At 49.5% G+C, this 21,188-nt stretch carries 14 protein-coding genes; 9 read left to right on the top strand and 5 right to left on the bottom strand.

The window, feature by feature from the left end; translation table 11 throughout:
* The first annotated feature begins 24 nt into the window (after nt 1-24).
* The 6 genes from AC4IE8_RS07855 (at nt 25) to AC4IE8_RS07830 (ending at nt 10,149) form a co-directional block, all read left to right on the top strand.
* Nucleotides 25-1,080, top strand: coding sequence for an efflux RND transporter periplasmic adaptor subunit (locus AC4IE8_RS07855; protein WP_490790741.1), 1,056 nt, complete (start codon nt 25-27; stop codon nt 1,078-1,080).
* The gene (locus tag AC4IE8_RS07850; RefSeq protein ID WP_490790740.1) at nt 1,080-4,199 is read left to right on the top strand and encodes an efflux RND transporter permease subunit; all 3,120 of its coding nucleotides are present in this window, start codon (nt 1,080-1,082) and stop codon (nt 4,197-4,199) included. Before AC4IE8_RS07855 ends, AC4IE8_RS07850 begins: the two co-directional genes overlap by 1 nt.
* A 400-nt stretch (nt 4,200-4,599) precedes the next feature.
* The gene (locus tag AC4IE8_RS07845) at nt 4,600-6,456 is read left to right on the top strand and encodes a glycoside hydrolase family 18 protein (protein WP_490790739.1); all 1,857 of its coding nucleotides are present in this window, start codon (nt 4,600-4,602) and stop codon (nt 6,454-6,456) included.
* Nucleotides 6,457-7,443, top strand: a complete 987-nt coding sequence (locus tag AC4IE8_RS07840; protein WP_490790738.1) for an HlyD family secretion protein — start codon at nt 6,457-6,459, stop codon at nt 7,441-7,443. It abuts the gene before it with no gap.
* On the top strand, nt 7,440-8,855 hold the full coding sequence (locus AC4IE8_RS07835; protein ID WP_490790737.1) for a TackOD1 domain-containing metal-binding protein: 1,416 nt from the start codon (nt 7,440-7,442) through the stop codon (nt 8,853-8,855). Before AC4IE8_RS07840 ends, AC4IE8_RS07835 begins: the two co-directional genes overlap by 4 nt.
* Nucleotides 8,845-10,149 carry a glycosyltransferase family 2 protein gene (locus tag AC4IE8_RS07830; RefSeq protein ID WP_490790736.1) on the top strand — a complete coding sequence of 435 codons (1,305 nt, stop codon included), beginning with the start codon at nt 8,845-8,847 and terminating at the stop codon, nt 10,147-10,149. The genes AC4IE8_RS07835 and AC4IE8_RS07830 overlap by 11 nt, the downstream gene beginning before the upstream one ends.
* A 46-nt stretch (nt 10,150-10,195) precedes the next feature.
* Here AC4IE8_RS07830 and AC4IE8_RS07825 read toward each other — a convergent pair whose 3' ends face one another.
* Both AC4IE8_RS07825 and AC4IE8_RS07820 read right to left on the bottom strand, forming a co-directional pair.
* Nucleotides 10,196-11,131, bottom strand: a complete 936-nt coding sequence (locus AC4IE8_RS07825; RefSeq protein WP_490790735.1) for an aldo/keto reductase — start codon at nt 11,129-11,131, stop codon at nt 10,196-10,198.
* 1 nt (nt 11,132) lies between these two features.
* Entirely contained in the window at nt 11,133-12,455 is a 1,323-nt protein-coding gene (locus AC4IE8_RS07820) for an NTP/NDP exchange transporter (RefSeq protein ID WP_490790734.1), read from the bottom strand.
* Between the two features lie 1,042 nt (nt 12,456-13,497).
* Between AC4IE8_RS07820 and AC4IE8_RS07815 the strand changes: the two genes are divergently transcribed.
* Nucleotides 13,498-16,146, top strand: coding sequence for a PKD domain-containing protein (locus AC4IE8_RS07815; RefSeq protein ID WP_490790733.1), 2,649 nt, complete (start codon nt 13,498-13,500; stop codon nt 16,144-16,146).
* Nucleotides 16,147-16,599: 453 nt separating this feature from the next.
* On the opposite strand, the gene AC4IE8_RS07810 is transcribed toward AC4IE8_RS07815, so the two are convergent.
* The 3 genes from AC4IE8_RS07810 to AC4IE8_RS07800 all read right to left on the bottom strand — a co-directional run bounded on the left by AC4IE8_RS07810 (nt 16,600) and on the right by AC4IE8_RS07800 (nt 19,962).
* Nucleotides 16,600-17,076 (bottom strand): DsrE family protein, encoded by a 477-nt coding sequence (locus AC4IE8_RS07810; RefSeq protein WP_490790732.1) that lies wholly within the window; start codon nt 17,074-17,076, stop codon nt 16,600-16,602.
* 394 nt (nt 17,077-17,470) lie between these two features.
* Nucleotides 17,471-18,787, bottom strand: a complete 1,317-nt coding sequence (locus AC4IE8_RS07805) for a hypothetical protein (protein WP_490790731.1) — start codon at nt 18,785-18,787, stop codon at nt 17,471-17,473.
* 338 nt (nt 18,788-19,125) lie between these two features.
* Nucleotides 19,126-19,962, bottom strand: coding sequence for a dienelactone hydrolase family protein (locus AC4IE8_RS07800; protein WP_490790730.1), 837 nt, complete (start codon nt 19,960-19,962; stop codon nt 19,126-19,128).
* 372 nt (nt 19,963-20,334) lie between these two features.
* Here AC4IE8_RS07800 and AC4IE8_RS07795 point away from each other — a divergent pair, with 372 nt between their 5' ends.
* A complete protein-coding gene (locus AC4IE8_RS07795) occupies nt 20,335-20,703 on the top strand; it encodes a YajD family HNH nuclease (RefSeq protein ID WP_068988639.1) in 369 nt (122 codons plus the stop codon).
* Between the two features lie 3 nt (nt 20,704-20,706).
* Entirely contained in the window at nt 20,707-20,961 is a 255-nt protein-coding gene (locus AC4IE8_RS07790; protein WP_068988277.1) for a DUF2164 domain-containing protein, read from the top strand.
* Nucleotides 20,962-21,188: the final 227 nt, after the last annotated feature.

Raw genomic sequence — 21,188 nt, 5'->3', positions numbered from 1 at the left:
CTGAGAGTCAGTAACGAGGATGCAATGAAGAATTCTACCTATTTATCAGTCGGACTTCTGACGCTGGTTGTGATTTGGATGTTAAGTGGTGCCATGGCGAAAGTGACTGATCCTATTGTCACCGAAGCGCTCAGTTCCAAGCCGTTGATGCAGGTTCAGGTACTTGATATCAAAGCTGAGATGATCGATCGGGAGATCGTGGTGCAGGGTGAACTGATGCCGAATCGCACCATTGAAGTGCGTGCTCAGACCGCATCAAAGGTGGCTGAATTACCGGTTGAAAAAGGCCAAAGGGTTGACGCTCGACAGCCGATCGTTGAACTGGATGCTGAAGATCGCCATGCTCAGCTGAAGCGGGCTGAGGCGGCGGTGGATCACTTTAAACTCGAAGTGGCAGGGGCGCGTAAGCTTGAGCAGCGTGGACTTCAGTCGGAGAATCAATTGAAATCGGCTCTTGCCTCACTGGCGGCCGCGGAGGCTGATCTGAAACGAGCCAGGCTGGAGTTGGACTATATCCAGATCAAGGCGCCATTCAGCGGTATTCTCGAACAGCGATTTGTGGAATTGGGCAGTCATCTGGAAAAGGGTGACAAAGTTGCATTGATCCTTGATGAATCGCTACTCAAAGCGGTTGGACTGGTCTCTCAACAGGCAGCCGGAAAACTGGCTGCGGGGCAGCTGATCAAAGTGCGGTTGCTGGACGGACAAGAGGCCGAAGGCAATATCACCTATATCTCCCAGCTCGGTGATTCAGAGACCCACAGCTTCCGGGTTGAAGCGGAGATTGATAACAAGGCTGGTCGACTCAATGCCGGTGTCAGTGCGGAGTTGAGAATCGTCATCGGCAAGGAACTGGCTCATTTCATTTCACCGGCCGTGCTTGCGTTGAATGACAGTGGCACAGTTGGTATCAAGAGTGTTGATCAGGCCGGTTTGATCGCTTTTCATCCGATCGAATTCGTGCGTACCGAAGCGGATGGTATCTGGGTCTCCGGGTTGCCTGAATCTGTTCAGGTGATTTCTCAGGGACAGGGCTTCGTCAACGCGGGTGAAACCGTGATACCGGTTCCGGCATCATAATGAATACTCTGATCGATCTTGCCTTCTCCCGCAGTCGCGCGGTTCTACTCTCACTGCTGTTTATCCTTGTTGCTGGCGCCATGGCCTATAACGGGATACCAAAAGAGTCGGAACCCGATATTGCGGTACCCATCATCTACGTCTCAATGAGCCATGACGGTATTTCACCTGAAGATGCTGAAAGGTTGCTGGTCAGGCCGATGGAGAAAGAGCTGCAGTCCATCGCCGGTCTCAAAGAGATGAAGAGTACGGCAGGTGAAGGGCATGCTTCTGTGCAACTGGAGTTCAGCGCAGGTTTTGACAGTAAGCAGGCGTTGACCGATGTGCGTGAAAAGGTCGATATCGCAAAAGTGAAGCTGCCGGATGCGACAGACGAGCCAGAAGTGGTAGAGGTGAATGTCGCTCTGTTTCCTGTCTTGACTGTCTCCCTCTCCGGTCCCATTCCGGAACGCAGTCTGGTGACTATCGCCAGGGATCTGCAGGATCGTATCGAGGCCCTGCCGGGGGTATTGGAAGCGGTGATTGGTGGCGATCGTGAAGCTGTGCTTGAGGTGATTGTCGATCCGGCGATCATGGAGACCTACGGGGTCGAATATGATGAATTGATTTCCATGGTGACAAGTAACAACCGACTGGTTGCCGCCGGGGCAATGGATACAGGTGCTGGTCGGTTGGTGCTCAAGGTGCCTGGTGTTATTGAAGAGCTGGATGATGTACTGCGTATGCCGGTTAAGGTGGATGGCGACCGGGTGATTACCTTTGGTGAAGTGGCGAGTATCCGACGCAGTTTCAAGGATCCAGAGAGTTTCGCCAGAGTGGATGGCCAGCCTGCCTTGACCCTAGAGGTCAAAAAGCGGGTTGGTGCCAATATCATCGATACCATCACTGAAGTCAGAAGCGTTGTCGAGGCTGAGCGCAAACATTGGCCAACCGGATTGAATGTCTCCTACATGCAGGATAAGTCGGATCAGATCAGAGAGATGCTCAGCGACCTGCAGAACAACATTCTTTCCGCCATCATTCTGGTGATGATTGTGATCATCGCGGCATTAGGGCCAAGATCGGCCGTTCTGGTCGGATTGGCAATACCCGGTTCATTCCTTGCAGCTATGCTGGTGCTCGACTCAATGGGCTTCACACTCAATATCGTGGTGCTTTTCAGTTTGATTCTGGTGGTGGGTATGTTGGTAGACGGTGCCATCGTCGTGATTGAAATGGCTGACCGCAAAATGCAGCAGGGGAATACTCCCATGAATGCCTATGCGGCAGCGGCAAAACGCATGTCCTGGCCGATTACCGCATCCACCTTGACCACTCTGGCGGTATTCGCCCCATTGCTGTTCTGGCCGGGATTGGTAGGGGAGTTCATGAAGTATCTGCCGATCACGGTGATTATTGCCTTAACTGCATCGTTGGCCATGGCATTGGTGTTTGTACCTGTACTGGGTGGCACGATCAGCCGGCGTGAGCAAACGACCGAAACAGTTGTGGAAGGAAGTTTCACTCAACGCTATGCAAAACTGTTGGCAAAGCTCCTGCATCATCCGGGAAAGACTCTGGGAGTGGCATTGCTGGCGATGTTTATCGCCTACCTCTCCTATATGCAGTTTGGTAAGGGTATGGAGTTCTTTCCGGATGTGGAACCGGAATTTGCTCAGATTCAGGTACATGCCCGTGGTGATCTCTCTGTTCATGAAAAGGATGCCATTGTGCGTCAGGTCGAACAGCGGGTATTGGATTTTCCCGAGCTTGATTCGGTCTATGCGCGCTCTTTCAATTCGGCCCAGGGGCAGAATATGGCAGAAGATGTTGTTGGTGTAATACAGCTTGAATTTATCGACTGGGATCAACGACGACCGGCGGCTGAAATTCTTGAAGAGATGCGTCAGCGCACACAAGATATTCCAGGTATTCAGATTGAATTTCGCAAAGCGGAGAATGGTCCATCCGGAGGTAAACCGATTCAGATCGAGCTCGGCAGTCGAGAGTTTAAACGGGTTGCCAAAGTGGTCTCCCAGTTGCGGGGACTGATGGCTGAACAGGGTGGCTACATTGACATTGAGGATGATCGACCGCTGCCCGGAATCGATTGGCGTCTTGAAGTCGATCGTGAACTTGCCGCCCGCTATGGCGCGAGTGTATCAATGCTGGGTAGTGCGGTACAGATGATCACCACCGGGATCAAGGTAACCGAGTACAGACCGGACGATACCGATGATGAAGTGGATATCAGAATACGCTTTCCCTACAGCGAGCGTAACCTGGGGCAACTGGATCAACTCAAGGTTTCCACCGTAAAAGGCATGGTGCCGATCAGTAATTTCGTCACCCTGCAACCTGCCGCTAAAAGCGGTAACCTGCGCCGGGTCGATGCACAACGGGTGATTACCATCCAGGCGGATGTGGAGGAAGGATTACTGCCGGACAACCAGCTGAAAGGGCTGCAGCAGCTGATTGCGGATGCTGATCTGGATGCCATGGTGAAGATCAGTTTCAAAGGTGAGGATGAAGATCAGCGGGAAGCCATGACCTTTCTCATGGGGGCCTTCATCAGCGCCATCTTTCTGATGGCGTTGGTGTTGGTGATTCAGTTCAATTCCATCTATCAGGCCTTTCTGGTGCTTTCCGCCATTGTGTTTTCAACCGCAGGGGTTCTGCTCGGATTATTGATTACCGCTCAACCTTTCGGGGTGGTGATGGTCGGCTTGGGCATCATCGCTTTGGCCGGTATCGTGGTGAACAACAATATTGTTCTGATCGATACCTATAACAGATTGCGCCGTGAGGGGTTGGACAGTTTCAATGCGGCACTGACAACCGGGCGTAGACGCTTGCGCCCGGTGTTTCTGACTGCATTCACCACGGTATTGGGACTGATGCCGATGGTGCTGGCAATGAATATCGACCTGATTCACCGCAGTATCAGCTTCGGTGCGCCATCCACCCAGTGGTGGACGCAACTCGCCAGTGCCATTGCAGGAGGTCTCTCATTTGCAACGCTGCTGACACTGATTTTGACACCTTGTCTGTTGGTGTTGGGAGAGAGTGTTTCGGTCAGAGTCTCAGCAGGTATTGGAAAGCTGTCCGGTCGCCAGTTGGTGGAGCCCAAATCTCCATAGCTGTCTCATTTATTAAGGAAGCCTTAGGGTCTGCTGGCATTGAATTCAGTTTATGGATCTTGATTGTCGTCAATGCCAAACTTTATCTTGCACAAAGATAAATTGGCAGTTAGTTTTCAAAAGTTTACTTGACTCCAGATGCCAACAATCCATACTCTTGAAAACAACTGTATACCTAACTGTTTAAGTGAAACACTCTAGTCGTTTAAATCTTCTGTTTCTGTTGCTTCTTGGCCTGATATCCCCTCTGTTCTCAACTGCTGCTGAGCGGAACTCCACCGTTTCAGAGGCTGTTAGCCTAACACCGAGTTCAGCTCCACCGGGAGATCAACAAGGCGAACACTACTGGCAATGGCTCTCTGAGCAGGCCGATCAGCTCGATCATTTGATTTCCCATCAAATGTCTGATCGTTCAACCAGAAATCTCTTAAAAACGGATTGTGAAAGATCCCAATCGGTCAACTACCGACAACAGGCCCTGTTGAAAGAGGCTGATCTTTCACGCAAGGACCTGGGCCTCTATTTCGATGCCGGTGTACGGGATGAGTGGGATTCGGACTTCGAATCCGAAGACAGACAACGCGCCTACCTGGGCCTGACCTGGCGAGTGCTTGAGGATGGTTATCGGGAAAAAAAGCATCGTGCCAATCTGGCAGAGACTAGAGCCGAGACTGAGGTTCTGCAAGCCAAACTCGATCTTCGCAAGGCCCTGGAGAACTGTCGCTACGACTCAACCAGAGACAGCTTTGCCCCTGTCTGGCTGCCGCTGCTGACGCTCAAGGAAAACTTTCTGGCAAAACTCTTCGCGATGCAGAAAGAGAGTTATCTGATGGGTGGGCTCTATCTGGACGACCTGCTTGACAGCCAAAGAGAGCTGAAATCGATTCTGGAGCACTATCGAATGCTGCAGAATGGGCTGGATCGCCAGCTGGACGAAGTCGGACCCGGTATGCCGCCGTTGCTGGATATGGATATGGGTGAGATCAGACGGCGAATAACGGATGATCCGGAAAAGCAACGATTGGTCGAGTTGCAACATTCGATACTGGATGAACAAAGCGTTGCCAATGACGATAAACGATTGCGTTTCTACCTGCGTTACAACATTGATGAGGATCGTGATGAAAATGGAGCGACGGTCGGGGCTGCGTTTTCCATGCCGCTTGCCGGTGGTCGCTACTCCGAATCGGTGGTTGATCTCCACAAAAAGGAACTCGAACAGGAGCTGAAGGATGAGCAAAGGCGTCGGCTGAGACGGGCTGAGCTGGCCTATGGTGAGCTTTTGGAGCAGCGGGAACGGGTAGTGAAGCAGAACTATCGCTACCTGGCTGCCTACGAACAGTTACGCCGGTCCATTGGGCGGCACCACTGGCTACCTCAGGAGGGTGGTTTCAAGTCCGCTGTAACCCAGATGACAACCTTGATTGAAGGTGCGGTGGAGTTGATGCGTGCTGTGGAAGAGATGTATCGGCGGGTACATCGGGTGTTTGCCCGATCCGGGGTTGCCTACAGTACCGAACTGGTACAGGCGACACCATTGAAGAACAGTTTTTACCGGGCCAGACGGGGCGAGCGCTCCATCTACATCTGGTCTGACAGCTTCATTAAGATGCCGAATGGCGTAATTCAGGAGTTTTTACGCGCCAAAGGTGTTTCAGAGGTTGTGTTGAGTGGGAATGCGAGGATACCCGAGCTGAAACTGATCGACTTTATGAACAATGCCCGGCAGCAGGGAATTGATATCCAGACCTTGGTAGGGGACAACGGTTGGCTGAAGCAATCCAGACAAAAAAGTCTACTGGACAGGCTCGAACAGTTAACTGAACGCAGCGGTTATCTCCATATCGATGTGGAGCCCCATACATTGCCTGATTTCAAACAGAGCAGGCGCAACTATCTGGATCGATATCAGCAGCTGATCAGCGCCATTCAGCAACGTCTTGGTGAACAGGTCAAACTTGCTGTATCTGTGCCATTGCATTGGGATAGTGAGGATTATCAATATCTTGATCGTAATGTTGATCGAGTCTATCTCATGGCCTACGAAATCAACCGGGTTGAACATTTAAAACGTCGGCTCGCTAAAGTACTGCCCCATATGTCGGTGGCAAAAGTTGTGGTGGCATTACGGCCTGAGGACTTCATGCATGAAGTTGAATTGGAATCCGTCATAGAAGAGCTCGCTTCAGCATTTGGAGTTGAGCAGTTCGCGCTACACGATCTCGACAGTTATCTGCAACTCAGTGATGGTCAATAGATGAGAATTAGAAACAAGAAAAGTTTTGTGGTTGTGGGGCCGGAGGGGCAGGCGCCCAAGTCGTTCTGGTCACGCCTGACGCATGGGCTCTACCTACTGTTTCTGACGCTACTGGCGGTCTATCTGATCTATTTCACTTTTACCCGTTTTACCCAGTTCAAAGTTGATGGACAAGTGGCAGTTGAACGGGTTCGAGTCGCTGCGCTGCAGGGAGGACGAATCGCCACACTCACTGTAAAAGCGGGGGACAGGGTAGTTTCCGGGGAGCAGATCGTGGTGCTTGAAACCAACCAGCAGTGTGCAGCCAAATCCGATAAAGCGATCAGAAAACTCAGACAATCGATTGCTCTCGATAAGCAGAGATTGAAGGGCTTGAAGCTTCGCAGGGATAAGAGTGCAGCCAGAAAGCAGCAGTTAATCGATGAACGGCGTCTTGGCCGGGTATTGGAGCTGGAACGGCGTAAACAGACTGAGTCACAGACTCTGCAGAGAATTCTGGATGAGCTGGAAGTAGAGATCGAGATCCTTGCGCAGGAGATCGAGTTACAGCAACAAGAGCTGGAGCTGCAACTGAAAAGCCATAGTGAGGTTGAAGATTGTGGGTTTGAACGAATAGCCGCTCCGGTGGATGGACATGTGATTGCTGTCAATCATCATCTGTATGAGATCGTCAACCGAAAAGAGACGATTCTGATCTTGATGCCTGAAACTCCGGAGATATGGGTCGATGCCTTTACCAGGGCGGATGATCAGTTGCCGGTATTGACCGGGCAAACCGTGAATGTCAGGTTGCCTGACGGGAGCCTGAGCCCAGCCGAGGTTTCCAGCCTGAAGTCTGCCGCTGTTCCCTTTCCCGATAGAAAGTTTGATGACTACACGCCAAAAGAGAGTGCTTTGCACCTACGGGTTAAGCCTATCAACGGCGAAGAGGCAAAACGGTGGCTGGAATTCGACCGAATGGCAGTGACTGTTGAGGGGGAAAGATGAGCGAAGGACTATTGATTACAGGGGATCAGAACCCTCTTCATCTACCTGCCAAGAAGTCGACAGATGATACTCTATGGCGCAGTTTGGAAGTGGGAGCGGATGCCGACTATTTTCTGTTGGAGGTTGGCAGTGAATCAGAAGCCTATAGGATAATTGGCTTGGTAAGGCAGAAATTGCTCCCGGCAATCTATCTAAAGCCATTGATTTTGATTAATAGTGGTGGGGATTTATCGAAATCGCTGCAGGACCAGGTCGATTTTGTGATCTCTTCTCAGCAATTGGAGCAGCAGCTGCCTGCCAAGTTATTGGATGAGGTTGAGTCTATTAATCGACGAATTGATGCCCTTCAGGAGCAGCGATTAAAAGCGGATACCAATATGGCGCTGCGGGTCGTCCGCTATCTCTACAGTAGAGACAGGGAAGTGGAACCGGTAGCCTCGATTCAGAATCGTGGCGGTTATACTTTTACCGGTATCGAAAGCTTGTTCGACGGTTATGATCAAAGCATCTGGAAAACCCTTGATTTTCTTAACTCACAACATCTGGTTCAGACGCGCTTTGTAACCCGCACACACCAGTGTGCCAGCTGTGGCTGTGCGTTCCTCAATTTCAAAGAGACCTGCCCCCAATGTGAGTCGGAAGAGCTCGATGCGGATGATCTGATACATCACTTCCGTTGTGGCTATACGGCGGAACTATCAGACTTCAGGCAAGAGGAGCGGCTGGTTTGTCCCAAGTGTGATCAGACCTTGAGACATATCGGAGTTGATTATGACAAGCCCTCGATGATGTACCACTGCCGAAGTTGTGATCATCGATTCCAGGAGCCTGAAATTGCAACGACCTGCTTTGACTGTCATCGAACTGCTCCACCCGAAATTCAGATTCATCGCAATATCGAAGCCTATAAACTCAGTATGCTCGGTCTCAATGCAGCACTCTATGGGCTGGATTCGCTTTTTGCATCGATTCTAGAACGCAGACTTCAGTTGTTGCCACTGGATGTGTTCGAACGCTTCATCGCAGTCGAAAAGGCGAGGATCGGACGGTATAAGGTTTCCCACTCAAGTCTGCTGTTAATCGATATCAAAGGTTTGGAGCAGATCTATCTTACGCTGGGAGAGAGAACCAGTGAGGTTTATGAAGAGCTGGCCAATCTGTTTTATGCCATGTTGCGCAGTTCCGATCTGATCAGTAGTCGCAATGAGTCCCTGTTTCTGATGCTGCTGACAGAGACTTCGCCTGACGATGCAAAGATTGTCGAGGGACGGCTGAGTAGTGGTGTGGGGGAGTTGCTCAAAGCCAGCCTGGGAGCCAGTCCGGATATTATCTCACAAATCGTCAATGTGGATACCGCTCTGGATTTGACCGCTTATCTGGAATCATTTTTAAGCGAACATCATGCTGAATGATACCTGGGACTTCATTACAGGACTGAGTGCGGCACAGCTGGTCAGTTACTTCTGGCCCTTCTTTCTTTTCGATTTGACCCGATACGTGGTATTTGATGTTCTTATCCTGACCCTTTATCTGCCAAGACGTAAACGAAATAAACAACGTCGTGCTGAAGCCAGGAGACTGCTTTTTCACGAGAAGCCACTGGTTTCGGTTATCGTTCCAGGAAAGAATGAAGGTAAACACATTCCAAGTCTTGCAGAATCGTTGACCCGCCAAACCTATAAAAAGCTTGAAATCGTGATTGTCGATGATGGTTCCGACGATGATACAGAGATTATATGTCGGAAGCTGCATAAGGATGGCAAGATCGATCAATATGTGCGAAATGAAGTGCGGGGCGGAAAAGCATCTGCGGCAAACACGGCGCTCTATTACTCAACTGGTAAGTATGTCATCCATCTCGATGCGGACTCAGAGCTTCGTTACGATTCGATTGAAACCATCCTGTTACCGTTTTACATGGATGCCAACATAGCTGCTGTGGGCGGTGATATCCGGGTTGCCAATCTCAATCAAACCATGGCAACCCGAACTCAGGCAATCGAGTATTTCAAAGGTATTTCCACCGGACGGACCGTATCCTCGATGCTTGGTATTCTGCGTATCATTGCTGGTGCCTATGGTGCGTTTCGTCGGGATACGCTGGATCGACTCGGAGGTTGGGATGTGGGGCCGGGTCTGGATGGGGATATCACCATGAAGATCCGTAAGCTTGGTCTGAAAGTGGTGCACGAACCGCATGCTGTCTGTTACACCAATGTGCCTACGAGTTTTCGAAAGCTGGCCCGGCAACGATTTCGTTGGGACAGATCGATGGTCCGTTTTCGTGCCCGTAAGCATGTCGATGTGTTGATGCCGACATCGAACTTCAGGTTAAGTAATTTCATCGCAACGGTGGAAAACCTCTTTTACAATCTGTTCCTGAATTTTAAGTGGTGGTTTTATGTGGCGCAGGTGATCTTCTTTTACGGCGCTTTATTACAACATATCATCGTAGTGAACTACCTGCTTTATACCCTGGCTAACCTTGCCGAGTTTGTGGTGGCGATGGTGTTACTGCAAAAAACCCTGCGCAAGCAGGATCTGCTGCTGATTCTCTACCTGCCATTGATGCCGCTCTATACTGGCCTCTATCTGCGTATCGTAAGAACCTATGCCTACATCATGGAGTTCATACACAAAGCCTCCTATGCAGACCGGTGGAATCCATGGAAGGTCTCCCGAGTTGTCAAAAAAGACCGCTTATAGTTTGCATCGAGCAACGCTTGTTTGTTTCTGGCAATAACCGGTTGTTTTATATTTCCTGAAAATATTGCGTCATCTTTTGCCGCGTCTTCGCATCGGGAAGGGCTCCATGGCAGGCTCCCATGTTGTCTACCATATGATGGGTCTTACTGGTGGCCGGGATTGCACAGGTGATCGCTGGGTGAGAGACGATATATTTGAGGAAAAACTGCCCCCAACTGTGGCAGTCGAACGCCTTGGCCCACTCGGGCAGACTTTTTCCTCTGGTCTTCCTGAAGAGCGCACCCCGGGCATAGGGGCGATTGGCAAGCACAGCGATATTGCGCTCCTGAGCCAGTGGCAACAGGCGTTGCTCCACTTCCCGGTCGACGATGTTGTAGCTCAGTTGAACGAAGTCGAACTTGTGATGCTTCAATGCCTGGTAGAGTTCATCGTGGTCCCGACCATGGGAGGTGGTAATACCGATGTAGCGAATTTTCCCGGCCGCTTTCATTGCTTTCAGTGTCTCCAGGTGGACCTGCCAATCCACCAGGTTGTGAATCTGCATCAGGTCGAATTGCGCTACCCCCCAAAGCTTGCGGGAGTTTTCCATCTGTCGGATGCCTGAATCCTTGCCACTGGTCCATACTTTTGTTGCAGTGAACAGCTCAGGATTTTTTGTGTCTGTCTTGAGTAACTGACCGAGTACCGCTTCGGAGTTGCCGTACATGGGTGAGGAGTCGATCAAACTCCCCCCATTGGTGAAAAATAAGTTCAGCACTTTGGCAAGGTTTTCCAGTTGGCTTGGATCGCCCACTGAATCGAATGTCCGGGAAGTACCCATACCGATTACCGGCAGCAACTCGCCACTGGCAGGGATTGGTTTCTTTATGATCGTGGTTGGCTCGGCAAATAACCGGCTGGAGGGAAACAGCAGACAACCACCAATACTGGCGAGGCTTTTCAATAGAGTGCGTCTGTTTAACTGGATATCGGTTTTTTTCATCTCACTCGTCTCCATTCTGAGAATTGGGTTGAGTCGCAATCCGGTTCTGCTGTTGACCGAGCCTGTATGCCACCCAGGCCCAGATCAGGGAGATCGGGGCAGCGATCCAGGCTATCGTTGAGAGACTCATGCCAAGTGTGCGGAATCCTGTATAGACCCAGGAGCTGACTGCATCACCTCCGCGGTAGACAACCGTATCGATGAAGTTCTTTGCTTTATATTTTTCATCCCGTTTGAGTACCACATAGAGCATCTCCCTGGATGGACGCATGACGGCGTAATTACCTGCTCGTCTCAATACCTGGACACCAATCAAAACAGGAAGTGCCGGGAAGAGGGCCAGCAGAACGAAGCCAAAACAGAGCAGCAGTGGGATCAATGCCAGCACCAGTGCCAGCCCAAACCCCTTTATCAGTCGGGCGGTGATAAAGGTTTGAAGGAACAGGGTGAGTGCATTCACGGAGAGATCGATGGTTGCAAACAGGGCAGTACGTGCTTCAGAATCAGCGACGGCGAGTTTGATGATCTGTGCCTGTTGAAAATAGAGAAAGGTGGAGAGCAGGGTAAACAGCAGCATCAGAACACAGATCCCCATCAGGTAGGGTGAGCGTAAAACCAGCAGGATGCCATCCCAGATGCTTCCGCCAATCGGTTTCTCAACTCTTTCAACTGATCTGTCGCTCTGCCCCTGCCGGTCTCCGCGTGTCGCCTGCCACCGGATCAACCGGTTAATGCATAGAATCGACAGGCAGAGCAATCCGGCGGAAATCAGCATCATCTGACTGGTACCCAGCTGCTGTACGAGCGTCGCAGTCAAAAGCGGGCCGGTCAATGCTCCCACGGTTCCCCCACTGGCAATCAAACCGAACAGGCGTTTTGCCTGTTCGTTCCGGTATAGATCGGTCATGAAGCTCCAAAAGACAGAGACCACAAACAGGTTGAAAACACTTAGCCAGATGAAAAAAACACGGGCGACATTTGTCAGGGAATCGGCCGATTCGAATATCAGATAGAAAAGTATCAGATTGATAACAAAAAAGAGATAGACATAGGGCAGAAACCGCTTCCGCTGCAATCTTGAGGTGATAAAGCCAAACAGTGGTACCACCAGTAACATGGCGATGAAGGTGCCGGTGAATAACCATTGCAGTTGATCGATACCTGCAACGATGCCCATTTCATCGCGAATCGGTCTTAGCACATAGTAGCTGCTCAGAATTGAAAAGAAATAGAGAAACGACCAGGCGACAGCACGACCCTCACCGGGATGAACCGACGCCAGGCGTCGTAACATGGCCTGCCATACAGGGAACAGAGTTTTCATGCCGTTATTCATCAGAATTCAGCTAAATGATAAGTACCATCAGTTGATGGTAAGTCGTATTGCATGGCCATTTTTATTTCCCGATGCCGGCGAGAGTCAGAACGCATTTGATCGTTTACCTGAATTCGGTCATGTGCCGTGATGCCGTAACAGTGAATCGAACAGGGAATACTTAATGATCTCTATCTGTTGAGTTTCCCAAAAGAGTAAAACTTAAAAAAAACTGCTTATGAATCGATTTTATTAAAGTGCCGATAGAGACAGCACTTGCTTGCTCCGCTGAATGAAGGGGTTTGTCAATGTTCACTTCGAATCTGTTAAATAATAGTCGCTACGGCTCCGAGTACCATATATAGAGATATCAATGGGTGGTCATAGTGCTCCCTTACTCCGGAAACAATGAAATTATGGTGAGTCGTAGGGAAATGATGACTCTCAACCGGGTTGAAATGTGTACAGCTTAGTGGGCTCGGTACAGCTACCTGTACCAGGCAGCTCCTCATATTGAGTCAGCGATGGGTAGGCTTAGTCGTTTGCTTCCTGATAACTCAAGATCTCATTGAGTGGTTGAAAGAATAGAGGTTTCACTGGGAGAAGGGGGGAAATAGGCGCTATTGAGATCGTTTTTAATTGAAATATGAGTGCTAGAAGGCTGATTTTGAGCTGGAAATTTGGTTTTCTGATGCCGATTTATACTCAGGTATTTACACTGTTTCGGCCAGTGTTCTGAAATAATTATGATCTAAATCAATACTTTATAACATAGACGTTTTTGCCAACTGTGCCGTTCCTATCGGTGAATTCCACCATTGGAAATTTGTGATCATTATCCCAAAATCGACTTTCCACTAGATACTAATAAAGTAATGAATGGAGTACCTCACAGTTTTTATTTGTTCGTAGCAGTAGCATTTTTCCATACCAGTATGTCATTGAGATTCTCAATTAAATACTGAATGGTCATGTTTATGACCAATAACAGAAGTGTTCCAGGACAACCGATGTTGCCCGTTTTTATACTGAAATGGTTGGGATGAGAGCTATGAACAGATTGTCTTTCCAGATGTTGTCAATAGTGGTTTTGGTTTTGCTTTCAAACAGTGTGGCTATTGGTGCGGACTTTAAAATCGAGAAGGCGCTATGGAAAGTAGAAAAGTCTCTGTTGATCGTCAAGGCTACCGCCGACAAAGGGCAGAGATTGCGCATCGAAAACGCCTATGACTCAGCTCAGGTGCTCAAAGAGTCGAAGTTGAGAAAGGAGACTCTTACTTCCAGAGTTCGCTCACCGGAGCAGCTTCCCTGTCGGATCCGGGTTGTAAATGTAACCACGGGTAGAGAGTTGGAGCAGGATGTCAAGAGCAGTAACACGGAACAGATTCCGCAAGGCTGCTATCCAACCGGCCCTTCAGAACCACCAGTCAATAAAGCACCAGTCGCAGATGCCGGTATCGATCAGTTGCATCAACTGCAAGCCGGGCAAACCAGCATAAAGGTTACCCTGGATGGCAGCGGTTCAACCGACCCGGATGGTAAAGTTACCGACTTTATCTGGACAGGTTCACCTGATCCTGCCGATGTGGTATCTCCATCAATTACGCTAAGCGAAGGTACGCATAAACTCAGTTTGGTCGTGGTAGATGATCAAGGTGAATCAAGCGTATCCGACCGTGTTCTGATTACTGTGGAAGCAGCTCCCGTCGAACCGCCAGCGGACAATGAAGTACCTGTCGCGGATGCGGGTGCTGACCAGACTCATCAACTGAAGGTCGGTCAGAGCAGCATGACAGTCAACCTTGACGGCAGTGGCTCAATGGATCCGGATGGTTCTGTAGCCAGCTATCGATGGGATGGTTCACCCAACCCTGCAGATAAGGCTTCTCCAAGTGTTTCACTTTCTGAAGGCAGCTATGAATTCACCCTGATGGTTACTGATGATCAAGGTGCAATGAGTGTCTCTGACACTGTATGGATTACTGTCAATGCCGCAACTACAGAGCCACCTCAGACTGCTGCAGAGGCCCATGCCAGCATCGTTATCTATGAAGGCCCATCAACCTGCATCAGCTGTCATGAAGACCAGGCGGTAGCCATGCACGGTTCCGTGCACTATCAACAGTCAGGGGATACCATCAATCTGACCAATGATGTGACTCCATTCAGCAGCAGTGGCCTTCCCCGCGCCGGTGAGCGTGGTGATGGTGCAATCGGTATCAACACCTATTGTGGCTCTCACTTGAACTCGCCCCGTTTTACCTGTGCGGGCTGCCATGTGGGTAACGGTCGATTCCCCAATTCGGAACTGCCTTTGGACAAGACTGAACGCCAGGCTGAATTGAGCAATATCGACTGTCTGATGTGTCATCAGGATAGTTACAAACGCTTCCCGAATGGTGACTTCGAGCCTCTGGAAATTGTTGAAATGGGTGCGGATGGTAAGCCTGATCCAAGCCTGCCACCAATCGTAAGGACCGGCTCCCAGGGTATCCCTGTGGTCGATCCAGTCACTCTCGATTTCGAGTTCGAGCCGGCCGATGCCAACAGTACCCTGGTAGACCTGGGTGGATCACCGATGATGCAGGATCGCGTGTCTGCAGCACAATCTGTACACGCAACCACCAGAAAGTCCTGTCTCAGCTGCCATGCCAAAGCGGGTGGCGGCGATGGTACCAAGCGTGGTGATCTGTCATCCGCTCTGATCGATCCCGCTCCAAGCATCGATATTCATATGAGTTCAAGCGGTGAGAACCTCTCATGTGCCGATTGCCATGATGCGGGCGGACACCGTGTGAAAGGGCGTGGTCTTGATCTCAGACCTAATGATGTCGCTGAGCACTTTACCTGTGAAAGCTGCCATGACAAGCCACATGGTGACTACAGCAACCGTAATGGCGGCAGCCGCGATAAGCATGCCACCCGGGTTGCCTGTCAGACTTGCCATATTCCAACCTATGCCAAGGGCGTGCCTACTGAAACCAATCGTGACTGGGAAGACCCACACTTCTCAGCAGCAGCCTGTAACGGTCGCGGTGGTTGGTTGCCAAGAGAGGATAAGGCCCTCAACCTGACACCGACCTACCATTGGTTCGACGGCACCAGTCAGGTCTATGTGCTGGGTGAAGATCTGGCGGACTACCCGGTAACTGTATTGGAAGACGGCAGTGATGCGATAACACTGGGTCAACCGAATGGCTGGGTCAATACGCAGAACGCCAAGATCTATCCAATGAAGGAGCATACCTCTAAGTCTGCTGTGCATGATGCAAGCAACAGTCTGATTGCCCATTCAACCTTTGAGTTCTTCCGCACCGGCAGCTTCGATACCGCTGTACAGAGCGCACTGGAACAGACAGGGCAGTCAGGTGACAGCTATAGCGTGAAGAAGGTACATACCTTCCAGACCCTCAACCACGGCGTGGAAGACTCCTCTGCAGCACTTGAGTGTGGCGCATGTCATGCGAGTCTGAGTGGTGGGCCTTTACGCATGGATCTGGCCAATGATCTTGGCTATGGCATGAAAGGCAATGAAGCTGAGGTCTGCACCCAGTGCCATGAGAACAAAGGCAGCATGAGTTTCACCAAAGTACATGAAAAGCATGTCAAGGATAAGGGCATCGATTGCTCCACATGCCATGAGTTCAGCAGACCAGAACGTGGCTTGAATGCAAATGTTGCCCAGTTTGTAGAGGACTAAAAAAAGGAGATGGTTTAACAGCAGGGACGCTGAATAGAACTCACAACCTAACCCATCCTGTCAGCAGGGTGGGTTTTTTATTGGACGACTGTTCTTATACAACACGAAAGCTATATCAGCAGTAGCATAAATAACTGGAGGTCAAATACCGTATAAACATGCAGCTGAATAAGTAAAACAGTCCGCGAATAAACGCGAATGGTTTTACTGATGCGGATCGGGCTGAAGCAGTTGAATCAAGCCGCAAATAGACGCCAAGCAGCGCCAACGGCCGATGAATGCTCACAGGCTATGTCACTGAATGGGTTCAATCGAATGCCAAATACTAATACAATTTGCCACTCTTGTTTGCGAAGTTTAAAAACAAAAAACAATCCGCTGTAGGCCCCCAAGGCAGAATCCACCTCCGGATTAGAGTAGGATTATCAGATCATAGGAAACAGCGATTGACGGTCAATCGTAGTCCGGTCCTTGCAGCACAATCAACACAAAGCCAAGATTCTGGTAGTCGCGTATCTGTGCCGGAGCGGATGGTGAAACGTCGATATAGTCCGGAAAATCTTCGGGTATGTAACCATCCCAACTGGCATGGGTGCCGCAAACATGCAGATCGATCTCGTCGGCTCGCAGCTGACGTGCATCCTCATGTATTGGCGCCAACAGACCATCGGATTCGTCCGCCAACAAGGCAAATTGCTCACGACCGTGGGTCACCACCGCAATCGCCAGATCAGGAAATCGCTCCCTTAAACGGGCACTGAGTTTTGCTATTTTGGGCAGTGCCCAACCTAAGGCGTCATCATCATCCTCAAGGATCTCAAAGACCACACCGGCGGGTTCCTCCTTGGCCTGCAGGAGACGCTCGATTTCTGCATCGGCCAACAGAGGAGCAGTGAAGCAGAGCATCAGTAGAAAGGAGAAGAAATGCATCTGAAAAATCCTATCCGGTCAGTATCTGAGTAGGTAGACATTGGTTGCAGGTTCAAGTTTCAAAACACTGATCGCAATGGCTGGTTTAAACAACGAGGGAGAGATTAAAATCTATCATAGAGTGATTCAGGATTGATATGGATGATATCTGCTTGTAGCAATACAATGAGAGAGTCGTGAAGTAATATCGAACTCCCAGTTCGCCTCCAGCCCACATCCATCTGGGACAAGACAGCCCAGATTCAGAACTTATGGGGTGCGGTGAGTATGGCTGCATTAAGGGCGGCTGCAATCGCATATGCATACTACAAAGTATCGATGCCTGAATAATTGGCGCCTACACTTTTAATGTTTCACCGTGTGATTGTAAAACAACTCCCGAACCAGTGATGATTTATTGGTTTTTCAGGTAATCGATTAAAGCAGCACGTTTTTCAGCATCCGGGATTTTCTGTAGTGGCATTTTGGACCCGGGAACAACATGGTTCGGTCCTTTGGCAAACAGCTCATCCATCGTCTGTTCAGTCCACACCACATCAGATTGAACCAATCCCTGAGAATAGGGGTACTCAGCAAGGGTACCCGCCTTACGGCCCATGATTTTATACAGGGATGGGCCGGCACGATTGGACACTTCTGGATTGAGGCTGTGACAGACGCTGCATTTACGCACAAACTGCAACTCGCCAAGGGGTACGCCTGATGTCACCTGGAAACGCCTCTGATAATGGTGTTTGCCCCAGTCTGTGCTATCGGTATCCGAGATCTTCCAGTATTTAACCTCGTCATCGAGAGAGCCGAAATAGATACCCTTGCCATCAGCGGTAAAAGCCAATGCCCACACCGGGCCAGGGATACCGGTTGTTTCACCGATCACTGACCACTGCTGAGAGTCCCATACCCGGATCACGCCATCAATGCCGCCGCTGGCTATCAGACCATGTCGGTCAGAAACCGCAAGTCCCATTACCGGCTTTTCATGTGGGATCAGGATCTTGGAAATCGTGGCGGATGTCACATTGAGCAGTTGTACATCGCCATTGCTGGTGCCAAACAGAATTTGACCTGCAAACCAACGCATAATATTGATCGGCCAGTCGTGATCATGAAGGACTTTTATAAAGTCCCCCGTTTGTGTATCCCAACTTCTGATTTTGCCGTCATAGCCCCCTGCGTAGACGGTTTTTCCATCGGTTGAAAGTAGCACGGAGTGCATGGTTTGTTGATGCACTTTGATTTCATGCAGAGCCTTTCTGGATTGAAGATCCCATAGACGGACAGTGCCATCCCAACTTGCCGATGCCAGCAAGTTGCTATCTGCTGTGACATCAACCGAAACAACTTTGGCCTGATGGCCGACAAACCTGTGTAACAGTTTCTGTTCTTTCACATCCCATAGATAGACCGTGCCATCATCACCACTGGAAACTGCCTCTGTTCCTGAAGGCAGAAACCGGACTTCAGCGACAGCGCCCCGATGCTCGAGGAAACGTTTTGTACTCTTGGGTTGTGGGGAATCAAGGTCCCATAACATCACCGTGTAATCGAGGCTGCCCGAGATGGCTTGTTTGCCATCCGGACTGATCGAAACGCAATTAACCGGTCCTCCATGACCATTGAGCTGCCTGTTGGAGTCAGGGGTTTCAGCACCTGTTGATGAAAAATGGCTAAACAACAGGAAAGCAAAAAAAGAAAATTTTAAGGCTTTCATTTGTTTTTCCTTTTATATCAGCACTGCTGTTGGCTGTTTGGCCACTGGTTAATAAAAGGTGTGGAAATAGAAGGATATACCTAATTCAGACTTAGGCTAGTGTATATGCGGGCCCGTCTGATGCTGAACTGATTCCATTGAGAATGAACTTTGTTTGTTACCTCTGTGATTTCAAATGAAATAAACCAATGCAGCTGAAATCACCATTGATAAAGTATGGTTAAGCGAAGGTGGCGTTAAATTATTGAGATTATAACCGAATCACCCAGCTAAAAGGATGCTGGTTTCTTATCTGTCATCAGACGCTAATTCAAGTCTCGACAGACAGTGCTCTCAAGTCACTCTCTCTTCCATGATTGCAAATGTTTCTGCATAAACAAGGCGGCACGAACGGTTGCATCTTTGGTCGCCAGGTCATCTGCAAAGGTACGAATATGTATCGGTCGAAAATCGAATCCACGACCAACCCCCGGATAGGTTAACAGGCGTACGTCCTTGCCCGATTGTTTCATCGATTTAACGGCAGTCTCAATCGAGCGCCGGCGCTGATACTGTTCATACTCGCCCATCACAATCATGGTTGGAATCTCAAGGCGATCGGCTTCAATCGCATAGCGGTACACCTGCATGGGCTCTTCGGCGTTGGGGTTCTGCCAATGAGGGTAGAAGGCGACATAACAAGCAATATCCTTCTGTTGCCGCTTATATTTTACTGCTACCTGTAACGTGTAGTAACCGCCACGTGTGTGGGAGTATAGACAGACTCTGGACGTCGAAACATCGGTTTGGGCAAGCAGATAATCCACTCCAGCGTTGGTATCGCCCTCAGTGGCATCGAGATGCTCGATTGGTAGTTTGTCTATGAAGCGGGCGGTATAGACATCGGGTGCCAAAACCACAAAGCCACGCGCGGCCATACGTCGGGGTAATCGTTGTACCAGGTTATCCAAACCACGACGACCGTGCTGAAACAACACCCCAGGATACTTACCCTGCTTCCTGGGCCTGTAGAGAATCGCCGGAATTTCCGTATTGTCATCCGGATTCAGATAGGTTACTTTTTTTTCAATGACTTCAAAGTTTGAAGGGGTCTCCAGTATGCCGTGCTCATGCCAGTTTTCATCGAACCAGAATTTTTCAGTTAGTGGTCTGGTATTGATAGGAGCCTCAAGCATTCGGCCAACCACAGTGTCAGATGGGGTGATGGGGGTTGAATTATTTTCTGTTGCTTCTGCCTGATGGGTTGTTGGGAAAATTACGAGTAAAAAAGTCGTAATCGAAAATACACATGCTTTAGCATACATAGGTATATCCTACCGAGTTTCTTTCGCTACTATTACAGGTAGTATGGTCGGTAATTGATAAATAGAGAAACCAGAGAAGCCCTTGGAACATTCCGTCATTCCGGCGAAGGCTGGAATCCTAAATCTGTGGAGATAACGAAAGCCTTTAGGTCAGTAGTTCTTGAATAAGCGCTGAGCTTTAAACAATTTACCTTTTTACAATGAGTTACATTGGATGAACGAAAATAATATGGGATGACCATCATGACATCGGAAAATTCTTCAGACAAACTGGACCAGATTGTTGCCGAAGCACGTCGAAACCGGGAGCAGCGGGAAAAAGGCTATCGTGAACAGGCGTTGAAGATGTACCCTTGGGTGTGTGGGCGATGCGCAAGGGAGTTCACTCGTGAAAACCTGCGAGAGCTTACCGTACATCACAGGGATCACAATCACGACAATAATCCGGCTGATGGTAGCAACTGGGAATTGTTGTGTATCTACTGCCATGATAACGAACATTCCCGCTACAAAGATTCCAGTTACGGCGATGCATCCGAGAGTAAACAGACGAATAGTGCCACGCACAACCCATTCGCCGATTTGGCAAGCATGCTTAAGGAGAAGAAGTAACACATGTCTGCAATAGAGTTTTCAAACGATGAGAAAGCGTTCATCGTGCATAAGATCAAAAACTATTTCAGTGAAAAACTCGATCAGGAGATTGGTCAGTTCGATGCAGAGTTTCTACTGGACTTCTTCTCAGAAGAGATCGGTTCATATTACTACAACCGCGGCTTACAAGATGCCCGGGCAGTGCTTGAGAGTCGGTTGGAGAACATCGATGAGGCTCTGTATGAGATTGAAAAGCCAACTGAGTTTGCACGTTAGTGGCTATTTGAACAATCAGTTGCAACTACTCAAAGTGGTTGTAAATAAGGTACATTATCTCATTGCTGCCTCACTAACTTTCAGTCTAACTCACACAAATCTGAAAGCCCCTCTCCCTTTACGGGTGTATAGACCGGAGACATAGGTAACACATGTTCGGAGACATGGGTAACACCTGAAATAAACTGTATGACAAATTCTCAATGGGAGATGAGTCATGCCGTGGG

Source organism: Candidatus Thiodiazotropha sp. AKAK2 (assembly GCF_058244685.1).
Note: the sequence above shows the minus strand (reverse complement) of the source record. Positions and strands in the feature narration are given on the sequence as shown.